The organism is Nitrobacter hamburgensis X14 (assembly GCF_000013885.1).
In the GTDB taxonomy this organism is placed as follows: Bacteria; Pseudomonadota; Alphaproteobacteria; order Rhizobiales; family Xanthobacteraceae; genus Nitrobacter; species Nitrobacter hamburgensis.
Genome location: NC_007964.1, coordinates 2,593,997 through 2,605,389 on the forward strand (window position 1 = coordinate 2,593,997; position 11,393 = coordinate 2,605,389).

The 11,393-nt window shown below is 62.4% G+C and carries 8 protein-coding genes; 4 read left to right on the plus strand and 4 right to left on the minus strand.

Translation table 11 applies throughout. From position 1 onward, the window contains the following. Window positions 1-20: 20 nt before the first annotated feature. Window positions 21-3,776 carry a DUF3971 domain-containing protein gene (locus tag NHAM_RS11885; protein ID WP_430707684.1) on the minus strand — a complete coding sequence of 1,252 codons (3,756 nt, stop codon included), beginning with the start codon at window positions 3,774-3,776 and terminating at the stop codon, window positions 21-23. Between the two features lie 185 nt (window positions 3,777-3,961). On the opposite strand from NHAM_RS11885, the gene NHAM_RS11890 reads away from it, so the two are divergent. The 4 genes from NHAM_RS11890 (at window position 3,962) to NHAM_RS11905 (ending at window position 8,456) form a co-directional block, all read left to right on the plus strand. Then, the gene (locus NHAM_RS11890; RefSeq protein WP_011510802.1) at window positions 3,962-4,597 is read left to right on the plus strand and encodes a peroxiredoxin; all 636 of its coding nucleotides are present in this window, start codon (window positions 3,962-3,964) and stop codon (window positions 4,595-4,597) included. A gap of 99 nt (window positions 4,598-4,696) precedes the next feature. Beyond that, window positions 4,697-6,064 (plus strand): peptidoglycan DD-metalloendopeptidase family protein, encoded by a 1,368-nt coding sequence (locus tag NHAM_RS11895; RefSeq protein ID WP_011510803.1) that lies wholly within the window; start codon window positions 4,697-4,699, stop codon window positions 6,062-6,064. A 202-nt stretch (window positions 6,065-6,266) separates the two neighbouring features. Next, window positions 6,267-6,440: a hypothetical protein gene (locus tag NHAM_RS11900; protein WP_198136924.1), complete on the plus strand. Its 174-nt coding sequence runs from the start codon at window positions 6,267-6,269 to the stop codon at window positions 6,438-6,440. A gap of 138 nt (window positions 6,441-6,578) precedes the next feature. Next, window positions 6,579-8,456, plus strand: coding sequence for an ABC-F family ATP-binding cassette domain-containing protein (locus NHAM_RS11905; RefSeq protein ID WP_011510804.1), 1,878 nt, complete (start codon window positions 6,579-6,581; stop codon window positions 8,454-8,456). 140 nt (window positions 8,457-8,596) lie between these two features. On the opposite strand, the gene NHAM_RS11910 is transcribed toward NHAM_RS11905, so the two are convergent. The 3 genes from NHAM_RS11910 to NHAM_RS11920 form a co-directional block, all read right to left on the minus strand. Then, window positions 8,597-9,145, minus strand: a complete 549-nt coding sequence (locus tag NHAM_RS11910; protein WP_011510805.1) for a hypothetical protein — start codon at window positions 9,143-9,145, stop codon at window positions 8,597-8,599. 157 nt (window positions 9,146-9,302) lie between these two features. Beyond that, the gene (locus NHAM_RS11915) at window positions 9,303-9,758 is read right to left on the minus strand and encodes a DNA polymerase III subunit chi (RefSeq protein WP_011510806.1); all 456 of its coding nucleotides are present in this window, start codon (window positions 9,756-9,758) and stop codon (window positions 9,303-9,305) included. Next, window positions 9,755-11,257 carry a leucyl aminopeptidase gene (locus NHAM_RS11920; RefSeq protein ID WP_011510807.1) on the minus strand — a complete coding sequence of 501 codons (1,503 nt, stop codon included), beginning with the start codon at window positions 11,255-11,257 and terminating at the stop codon, window positions 9,755-9,757. The genes NHAM_RS11915 and NHAM_RS11920 overlap by 4 nt, the downstream gene beginning before the upstream one ends. Window positions 11,258-11,393 lie beyond the last annotated feature (136 nt).

Consider the following 11,393-nt stretch of genomic DNA (forward strand, 5'->3'; position numbering starts at 1 on the left):
CGCTATCATCCGGCAAGCGATCAATTGCCGCTCTGTGACGGATATTCGATCTGGTTGGCCGGTTTGCCGGTCTGGAATTCGAAGATCTTGCGCAGCACGCCGGGCGCCATGGCCGAAATCGGGTTGACTCGCAGTTGCGGTTGCCCCGGAGTACCCACCACCTCGTAGGTCACGCCGATCAGCCCCTCATTGCTACCGCCGCCCAGGAACAGCCCGACGATCGGAAGCTGTCCGAAGATATTGTTGAGACCGTACATCGGCACGAACGTGCCGCTCATACGAACCTGATTACCGGGAAAATCGATATGGCCTTCGATGGTCGCACCGATCGTCGGTCCCTTGACGACACCCTCGCGCACCGTGAGTTGTCCGTTCTGCCGGGTGAATTCCGCGCGCAGACGCGAAAATGAAATGCCATTCTGCGCGCCCTGCGGACCACCCGCCGCGGCGCGATCCAGAGCCGTCTCACCCTTGATCGTGAAATCGCGAACGTTGATCAGCCCCTGCTTGGCGCGGGGTTCAGCGGTCGGTGGATCCATGGCCAGTGCGAGCTCACCGCCAAACATCTTTCCGTATGTATCGGTAAAGCGGAAGAACGCGCCCGCGTCGTCGGTCTCGATCAGAATGATGTCCCGACCCTGTGGGCGCCCGCGCAGACCGCCGGTCAGCGAAGTATCGCGCCCGATCTTTCCGCTCATGGTGAGGCTGCGGATCGACCCGTTGCGCCGGGCCATCTTCACGTCCGCGCTGCGCACGGCTTCGCCGTAAAATCCGGCTACGGCTCCAAGCTTCAGGTCGATGTCGAAATCGATGCTCTTGGCCTTGCCTTTGGTGTCGGCCTGCTTGCCGGAGATCGCCGATTTGATAAAGCCGCGACCATCGAACACGTCGCCGCGCATGACGACCTTCAATACGCCGTCTGCGTTGCGCTCGGCCTTCAGCGAAGCCTTGTCACCCTCTGACGGCGCGTAAACCGGAAAATTCGCATTCAACAGGTCGCCGTTCTGATCGATCTCCAGCGACCCCTTGATCATGGCGCCGCCGCCGTCGATGACGATATCCTCCAGGCGCGTCGACTGCGCCTTCTGCACCACATTGAACGTCGCGTGACCCGACTTTCCGGGCAGCTTGACCCAGCCGGGCAGAACGTTGTCGAGCTTCAAGGATGTGAGGTCGGCATCGATACCGATTTTGCTGTCCTTGTCAGTGCCGATCTTCCCGACCAGCTTGACGGGAATCGCACCGGTAGCCCCGGCACCGAGATCAATGCCGAGCTTCGCCCGGCTCGCGTCATCCAGCGTGGCCTGCAATTTGATATCGGCGTCGCCGACCGTCGGCTTACGGTAATCCAGCGAAGCCGGCTGCCCGTTGATCTTGACGTCGCCCTTGACCTGATACCCCTGATTGTTGGCGACCACCTTCAGCGCGTTCGCCTCAAGCTTTTGATTCATGACCAGGTGGTCGGCGGCAAAGCCCGCGAGATCGGCGGTGATGGAATAGGTCGTGTCTTCCTGGGTGATTTTACGCCTGATCGGCAAGCCGAGCGCGACCTGCGCGGTGACCGTTCCCTTGCTTGAATTGGGATCGATCAGATTACCGGTGAATTCGCTGAGGCGGTCCGAGGCGAGAATTTCGGCGGCCGCGGGCACCGGACCGTCGATCCTGAACTTCACCTTGGCCGGTGCGGGTTTGGGCGCCATGTCCGGCACCTCGAATACGACGTCGGAAATGTTGAGTTTGCGGCCGGCCGGGGTATCGGCAGTGGCCTGCCCGATCGTCACCGTTGCCGTTCTGCCGGTGACCAGCGCCTTCAGATCCGCGTCGCGAACCGAGGGCATTTCATCGACGGGATGCAGCGTCACATTGCTGGCAACGATATTGACCGAAAGGCCATCATCCGGGATCGGCGGGCCGCGCCGCGACAGGTTGTGGATCGGCGAATTAACGCCGATCTCAATGCGCTGGAGGGAACCCCGTTCGACTCGGTCGATGACCCATTCGCGTAGTTCCGGCACGATCAGGGTCGGCCACATACTTTTCAGTGATGCCGCGGACATCGGCGTTCCCGCGAAGCCCAGTTTCAGGCGCGGTTCGCCGGAATAGTCTATGCTGCCGGTTCCGGCTACGCCGATCTCCCCGTTGCTGATGTCGGCCTGGGCCAACACCACCTGCTTGTGCTCGGTGTCGAAGCGCACCCCGATCGCGATGCGATTGAAGATCAGGGGCTTCTCGCCATCGGAGCCGGCAAGGACGATGGTGCCGCCGCTTAAACCCATCTGCCAGTCCGGGATGCTGCCGTTCGGCGGCTCGAGATGAGCGAGGAGCGTGATGCGGTTCTGGCCGGAGATGATCTTGAACGGCGCGACCAGAACGCGGCGCCCCGCATCCCACTCCAGGTTCATCTCGATCTGATCGATCGCCATGGGATAGTCCGGCGTGTCAGCGTCGGTGATCGTGCCTTTGCCCGCGAACAGACTACCGCGAAGATAGGTCGGCAGACCGTCGCGGCCAATCTCGCCCTTCAGTTCGCCACTGAGCGGCATGTCGGCAGTATAAGTGAGATCCTTGATGCGGAGGGCCAGCAGAATGTTCTTCGCCGGTATTCCGGCGGCGCGGAGATCGATGGGGCGCACACCGTCGGCGGGTGTCCCGACCGTGACGTGAAGCGACCACGCCTTGCTGCCGCCTTCGCTGACACTCAATGCGACCCCGCCTCCGCTCGGCCGACGAAGACTGAGGCTGATATTGCCGAAACTCCACCGGTTGCCGCGCTGCTGGTCATCAACCACCAGTTTCCCGTTTTTCAGGCCGATCTCATTGAGATTCTGCCCGTCGAGCCCTGTCAGGCTAAGACTGTCGAGCCAATCCAGTCCCGCCAACAGCGCGCTGGCGTTGTTACGATCATGGGAGATTGCAGGCGTTGCGCCAGCCGCGGGTTCACGCAACTGCGGCGTCGATTGAACCGATGGCGCGATGCTGGAGGGGACGATGTCGGAGGGTGACGGCGGGACGGATGGCCGCGCCGCCGATGCGACACCGGTGGCAAGCGGCTTGGCATTATCGCCTGCCGAAACGATAACCTGGCCGTCCGGCGTAATCCGAACCGCGAGTTCGGCGTCGACCAGATTGAGACTTTCGGCGCGGAGCCGCCCGGTCAACAGCGCCATGCCGGACAGTTTCACCTCGGCTTTCGGCGCGCTCGCGACAATCGCATGATCGCGGTCACGGACGACGATATCACGGATACGAACCGCGATACGAATTCTGCCGGCGCGCTCGATCTGCGTGCCGCCAATTTCCACTGTGTTGCCGTGACCGATGTTTTCCTCGATCGCAGCGACCAGCCAGGGCGTCATCATATCGAGATTGACGGGACCGGCGCCGAGGCGCCACCACAGCGCGCCAAAGCCCCCGGCGAATAGAACCGTCAGGACGCCGACGGTGATCGCGAGCCGCCTGACCCAGCGTTCGCCCGCCAGCCAGTTTTTGAACCTCCCGAGCCGGTCGCCGAACCTGTGGAATCTGGAATCCGACCGCGACAGCAGCCGGCGTATGCGACGACTTCGGACCTCGTCGTGGTCCTCATTATTCCAGTCGATATCCACCCCTTGCGAGACCGGCTCGCCACCGCGCGGATTCGGAGCTGGGATCGGCGTCTTCCTTGTCATCGCCTCTCGGTGCCGGCCTGGACCGGAGCAGTTGCCGTCATTGGTCCGCACGCCGATCCCGGACGAACGCACCTGTGAGGGCACTTCCGCCGATTCGCGATCTATCATGTTACGCGTCATCCGGCCCCCGGGTGCTTACCGAGCAGAAAACGGGACGGATAGTTCGTCGAATCCCTTGTAACGATACCCGTGATCAGCAGTCATGCACAGCGGCCACGGCCTGGCCGATTGCCCCGGCATTCCCGGCAGTCTGACGGGATATTGAGCGTTCGAAAACGACAAAAGGAAGGCGCATGTCCAAGAAGATACGCAAGAATTCCTCCAAACCGGATGCCCCCGAAGCCGCCCGAACGGCAACGGCCGGCCGCGCAAAGTCGGCCCGCAACGCCGATCCTTCGTCCTCGTTGGCAGCGAGCGAAAAGTCCAAATCGGGTTCGGCGAAATCACGGCCCGAGTCTCAAGGGACCGATCTTGCAGAGGGCTCCCGGGCACCGTCATTCAACCTCCCCCGGGAAGACGGCACCCGCGTTTCGCTCGCCGATTTCGCCGGAAGGAGGCTTGTGATCTTTTTCTATCCGCGCGCCGGTACTCCAGGCTGCACCAGGGAGGCGATGGATTTCACTCGGCTGGCGAAAGAGTTCGCTGCCTGCGGAACGACGGTGCTCGGCGTGTCGGCCGATCCCGTCAAGACGCAGGACTCATTCCGCACCAAGCACAAGCTGTCCATTCCTCTTATCTCGGATGAAAAGCACGACATGCTGGAAGCCTATGGCGCCTGGGGCGAAAAATCCATGTACGGCAGGGTCTTCCTCGGCATTCTTCGTTCCACCGTACTGGTAAATGCGGACGGTCGGATCGCCCGCATCTGGCGCCGGGTCAAGGTCGACGGTCACGCCGAAGAGGTGCTTGCGGCGGCCCGCGATCTGTAACGACGCACCGCCATTTTCCGAAAATTAACCATGAACGGTTCAAATCAGCATTGAAGTTGAGCCGACTGGAACCCGTTTCAGGCCGGCGCGGGAGTGCCGATGTCGTACCGTTCCAGTCAGTATGCCGAGTATCCGCAACATCAGGCGCATGATCACGGTCGACGTCCTTCCCGTCAGGCCAGTTCGGTCGCCCTGTCATCAGGGGTGAAGGAAACCCGGCAAAGCTTCACCATTGCCCATGCCGGCAGGCAGGTCCGTTTCGGCCCCGTGGTGTTCTGGATCGCCGTCGGAACCGTCACGCTGCTCGGGGTCTGGTCCGCGGCGACCGCGACCTACTTCGCCTTCCGCGACGATGTGCTGACACGGCTCATCTCGCGCCAGGCCGACATGCAATACGCCTATGAAGACCGCATCGCCGAATTGCGCGCGCGTGTCGATCGCACCACCAGCCGACAATTGCTCGATCAGGAACAGTTCGACAGAAAGCTTGAAGAGATCGTGCGCCGTCAGACGGTGCTTGAATCCCACGCAGCCGCCCTGAAGGCCCTGCCCGACGTTACCGTAACCGGGTCGATCAACGGGTCGGCCAGGAAGATCGGGAACACCGCCGATGCAAGCTCGTCGGGACCCGCAAAACCCTCCCCGATCAACGATACCGCCGTCTTGGTGACGCCGCCCGATCGCGAAGCCCGCCTTGCCCCCCATAAGCCGGCCAATGCCCACCCGCGGCCTGCCCGGTTCGCGAAAGCCGCAGGCCCGGTCAATCAACTGACGCAGCTTGAGTCGTCGCTCAATCGGGTCGAGAGCCGCCAGATCGCCGAGCTGAATTCGGTCGAGGATCGCATGGAATCCCGCGTGCGCCGGATGCGCGGAGTCTTCTCCGATCTCGGACTTAAGATGACGAAGATGGAAGCCGGAACGCCGCGTCCCGGCACGGGCGGCCCCTATGTGCCGGTCAAGTTGCGGCCCGATGCCGGCCCGTTCGAGCGCCAGCTCAACCGCGTCAATCTGACCCGGGCGCAGATCGACCGGCTGAATCACGCGCTCGCCCAGGTTCCCTATCGCAAACCGGTGGTTGGCGAGGTCGAATTCTCTTCCGGATTCGGCGTGCGGGTCGATCCTTTCGTCGGGCGGCCGGCGATGCACACCGGCCTCGATTTCCGCGCGGCGATGGGCGACCCCGTACGCGCGACGGCGAACGGAAAGGTCGTCTCCGCGGGTTGGGCGGGCGGCTACGGACGGATGGTCGAGATCGATCATGGTAACGGCCTGTCGACCCGCTACGGGCACCTCTCCGCGATCGACGTGAAGGTCGGCCAATCCATCAAGATCGGGCAAGTCGTCGGCGAAGTCGGTTCGACCGGTCGTTCGACGGGTCCTCATCTGCACTACGAAACACGGATCGACGGGGACGCCGTCGATCCCCAGAAATTTCTTCGAGCCGGCACACGTCTGAACGCTGGCTAGAAGTTCCTGAGCCACAATCGTTTCCGCGCAGCCGGCGTGGGCGATCTTGCGACTTAGCCTTTGTGCACCGTGCGATTGATTCGCGCCAACCGTTACCATTTTTGCTTGCAGATTCGACGCGCGATGTGCCTATCGCGGAAACCATTTGCCGCATAATGACTTGATCTGGTGTCATCTGTCGTCGCGGAAAAAGGAATTGACCATGTCCGACCGAATCGCCGAATGCACCGAACGGATTGATGCAAAGATTAGCAAGGCGGTCGCAGAGGCGATCGGCGTGCGGTTGCGAATCGATGTCCGACCCGAGGAGACGAAGCTACCCGTCCAACTCCAGCTTCTGCTGAATCAACTGCGTTCGCAGGATAACGATACCTGAGAGCTTTCACGCACAGTTTCCGTTTCCGGCACTTCAAACTGATCGTGAGCCCGATCGCCGACCTCGTCGGAGGCTTTCCTACCATCAATCCAACCACAAACAGGTTGCGTTTCGCTGGCACAGCGGTGAAAAGCCAGCATGCTATCCATCACCGATATTTCGATCCGCATCGCCGGACGGCTACTGATCGACCATAGCTCCGTACAGATCGTGCCCGGCGCGCGCGTCGGCTTTGTCGGCCGCAACGGCGTCGGTAAATCGACGCTGTTCCATGCGATCCGCGGTGAACTCCCGACGGAAACGGGCACCATCGCCATCCCGCCGCGCTGGCGCGTCGGCAGCCTTGCACAGGAAGCTCCCGACGGCCCCGAGAGCCTGGTCGAGGTGGTGCTCAAAGCCGACCTCGAACGCCACGCGCTGCTATGCGAAGCCGAAACGGCCCACGACCCGCACCGCATCGCGGAAATCCAGACGCGTCTGGTCGATATCGATGCCCATTCCGCTCCGGCGCGTGCGGCGTCGATCCTGAGCGGCCTCGGATTCTCGGCCGCAGATCAGGCCCGCCCCTGTTCGGAATTCTCAGGCGGCTGGCGCATGCGCGTTGCGCTCGCGGCGACCCTCTTTGCCGCACCCGATCTGCTGCTGCTCGACGAGCCGACCAACTACCTCGACCTCGAAGGCACGCTCTGGCTGGAGGATCACCTCGCGACCTATCCGCGCACGGTCATCGTCATCAGTCATGACCGCGATCTGCTCGACACATCCGTCGATCAGATTCTGCACCTCGATCGCGGCAAGCTGTCGCTCTACAAGGGCGCCTATTCCTCCTTCGAAGACCAGCGCGCCACCCGCGAGATGCTCGACGCCAAGCACGCCAGGCGGCAGGCCGATGAACGCAAGCGGCTCCAGGACTTCGTCGATCGCTTCAAGGCCAAGGCCTCGAAGGCGCGCCAGGCGCAGTCACGCGTGAAGATGCTCGAACGCATGAAGCCCGTGACCGCGCTGGTCACGCAGGACGTGCGTGAGATTTCTTTCCCCGTGCCTGAAAAGCTGCTGTCGCCGCCGATCATCGCCGTTGACGAGGCGGTCGTGGGTTACGACCCCGACCTGCCGGTGCTCAAAGGCGTGACCTTGCGGATCGACGAAGACGACCGCATCGCCTTGCTCGGTGCCAACGGCAACGGCAAGTCCACCCTCGTCAAACTGCTTGCCGGAAAGCTGCAACCGTTTGCGGGCAAGGTGGTGCGCGCCGACAAATTGTCGATCGGCTATTTCGCCCAGCATCAGACCGATGAACTGGACCTCGACGGCTCGCCCTACGATCATGTGCGCCGGTTGATGCTGGGTGCGCCGGAAACGAAAATTCGCGCCCGCGTCGGCGCCATCGGCTTTTCCGGCAAGGCGGGCGACACCCTCGTGAGAAGCCTGTCGGGCGGCGAAAAAGCGCGTCTTCTGCTCGGGCTTGCGACATTCTACGCGCCGAACATGATCATTCTCGACGAGCCGACCAACCATCTCGATATCGACAGCCGCGCCGTGCTTGCCGAAGCCATCAACGAATTTCCGGGCGCTGTCATCATGGTCTCGCACGATCGCTACCTGATCGAAGCCTGCGCCGACCAGCTATGGGTGGTCGCGGACCGGACCGTCACACCTTACGATGGCGACCTCGACGATTATCGCCGCGCGGTTCTGTCGGCGCGCGGCCTGCGCACAAGCGCCCGCGATCGTGGATCCAGTGAACGCGACAACGGCCGCGACAAGCCTCAACGCACCAAGACGGAAAAGCGTGTGCCGCTGAAGCAGAAGATCGCGAACGCCGAGGCGGAGATCGAGCGAATCACGGGTATCATCGCAAAAATCGATGTCGCCCTCGCCTTGCCGGATCTGTTCAAGCGCGATCCCAAACAGGCCGCGCAACTCAGCAAGGCGCGCGCCAGCGCCGCGAACGCCCTGCAAAGCGCCGAAGAAAGATGGCTGGAGGCCAGCGCGTCATACGAAGAAGCACCAGGCTAAAGCCTTTCCGAGCGAAGCATGTCCTCGGGCTTGACCCGAGGACATGTAAGGGTTCGCGTGAAGAAAACGCGTCAGATCAAAGTCATAAAGCCCCGCTTCTGATTCCATCAGAAGCGGAAAGGCTCTGAGTCGCCGCGAATTCAGCTTGCCGCGCGATGCTTCTTTTTCACCCGCCGCTCCGGCTTCGGCGGCGCAACCGGTTCGGGCGCTCTTTCGATCGAGGACAGACGTCCCGCCGAAAAGGTGTAGATTCCGGCGTGCGGTCCCTTCAGGAACGTCAGCACCGCAACGCGCGCGCCGTGTGGATCGTTGGAGAGGCTGACATTGTCCGGCGCGCCGATGCCGCGCGTCACGTCGCATTCGGTGTGACCCAATGCCACCGTGCCCGTTGCAGGCGCCACGGACGCCGGCGTTGTCGGCCCCCCGGCAGCACCATCGGAAAGCGCACTGGATTCACCTGCGCCGATCGGCGGCGCCATGCCCGGACAAAGGCCGTCCGCGCTGATGAGATCGTCCGGGGTCACGGGCTTGCTGGGCGTCAGGGGGGGCGTTTCAATCGAAACGTTCTTGATGAACAACCTGCCCGATCGCGAAAACCAGTTCGCATCTTTGGACAGCAGATCGGACGAAAACATGTCCGATGCGCTGCCGCAACCTGATACAAGCGGCGCGATCAAAAGCAACGACATCAAGGCCCTTCGGTGAAATCTGGGCTGTCTCACGATGAACTCTGTTCCCGATGGATCGTAAAAAGCCTGTCCCAACACCAATTTGAGGCACGACCATGGCTGGCCGTGAACTCGGATCAGAAAGCCTCAAATATAATTAAATTACAACCGCTGTATGTCACTGGTGGCGACGCTGCCAGCGCCCCCTTTCGTCGGCCTGCCAGTAGGTCACCTCGAACCCTCGCGCCTTGCATTCGGTCCAGACAGACCGCGCGGCATCCAGCGCGATACCGTCGTCGCCATCGAACACCAGCACCAGCCGTTCGTAGGCTTCCGGGTTTTCCGGAAGCGGGGCGCTGTCGATCAGAAATCTGACGGTTGCCCGATTGGGATTGTGGCCGTCGATGGTCAGCAAGATCGGCTGCTCGCTTGCGTCCTCGATCCGCCACGTCGCATGCGGCAGAAATGCGTCATCGCGATAGGTCCACAGATACGCATCGAGCGCATCGGCGCGCTCCTCGGAGGTTGTGTGCACGACGGCTCGCCAGCCGCGCTCAATGGTTTTTTCAAGCAGCGGCGGCAGAACGCTTTCAAGCGCCATGTTCTGCAAGTGATAGAACAGGACTTCGGTCATCGTTTCGTTTCGTAATACTCCGCAACCAGCCGGTCCAGCAGGCGGACGCCGAACCCCGATCCCCAGCTTTGGTTGATGTCGGATTTCGGAGCGCCCATCGCCGTTCCCGCGATGTCGAGATGCGCCCACGGCGTGTCGTCGACAAACCGTTGCAAAAGTTGCGCAGCCGTGATCGAGCCGCCATAGCGGCCGCCGGTGTTCTTCATGTCGGCGAATTGCGAGTCGATCAGCTTGTCATATTCGGGCGCAAGCGGCATACGCCAGACCCGCTCGCCGGTCTCGATGCCGACCTTGGTCAAACGCTCCGACAACTGGTCGTTGTTGGAGAACAGGCCGGCGTGCTCGGTGCCGAGCGCGACCATGATGGCACCGGTCAGCGTCGCGAGATCGACCATGACCTTCGGCTTGAACTTGCGGGTGACGTACCAGAGCACGTCGGCAAGAACGAGCCGGCCTTCCGCATCGGTGTTGATGATCTCGATAGTCTGGCCGGACATCGACGTCACGATATCGCCGGGCCGCTGCGCGTTGCCGTCGGGCATGTTCTCGACGAGACCGATCGCGCCGACGGCATTGACCTTCGCCTTGCGCGCAGCAAGCGCATGCATCAACCCGACCACGCAGGCCGCGCCGCCCATGTCGCCCTTCATCTCCTCCATGCCGCCGGCGGACTTGATCGAGATGCCGCCGGTATCGAAGCAGACGCCCTTGCCGACGAAAGCGACCGGCGGCTCGCCCTTTTTGCCGCCGTTCCAGCGCATGATCACCGTCCGGCTGGGTCGCGCCGACCCCTGCCCGACACCTAGCAGCGCGCCCATGCCGAGTTTCGTCATCGCCTTGACATCGAGGATGTCGATGCCGACCCCGACCCTGCGCAACCGGCTGGCGCGCCGCGCGAACTCCTCCGGATAGAGCACATTCGGCGGCTCGTTTACGAGATCGCGCGCGATAATGATGCCATCGACAACGTGATTATCCGGCGCGAACGCTTTCTTGGCGGCGGCAACGTCGGCGACCGCGATCGTCACGTTGGCGTGCAGCGCCGTATCGTCGCCGTCTTTCTTCCTGGTCTTGTAGCGATCGAATTTGTAGGCGCGCAACCGGATGCCGGAGGCCAGCGACGCCGATTGATCGGGGCTCATCGCCGCCGACGGCAGTTCCGCAATCACCGTCACGGCGCCGTTATCGCCGCGAATCTTCCCGGCGAGGACGCCGCCATACTTGAGGAAGTCGCTGCCTTTGAGGGCGGACGCCTTGCCGGCGCCGACGACGATCAGGCGATCCGCCTTCAGGCCCTCCGGTGCGAGGATATCGAGCGTCGCCGCGCTTTTGCCCTTGAACTGATTGGTCGTCGTGGCTCGTTTGACGACTCCGGCCGACGCCCCGAGAGCCTTGCTCGCAGCCCGGCCGAATTTCAGCGCATCGTCGCAGAACACCACGAGTGTGCCGCGCGGAGCGGTCGAAAACGGAACAAAGCCGACCTTGACGGCGTCGATCATCAGCAAATCCTCCAGAATCAGGGGCGGCGCAGCGTCGGTATCGGGCTGGCGTGTGAAGCAGCGACTATGACCTGTCAAAGGCAACGCTGCCAAGGTCCCGCGATCCCGGATCAGCCATCCGCGGCCGTATTGGCTC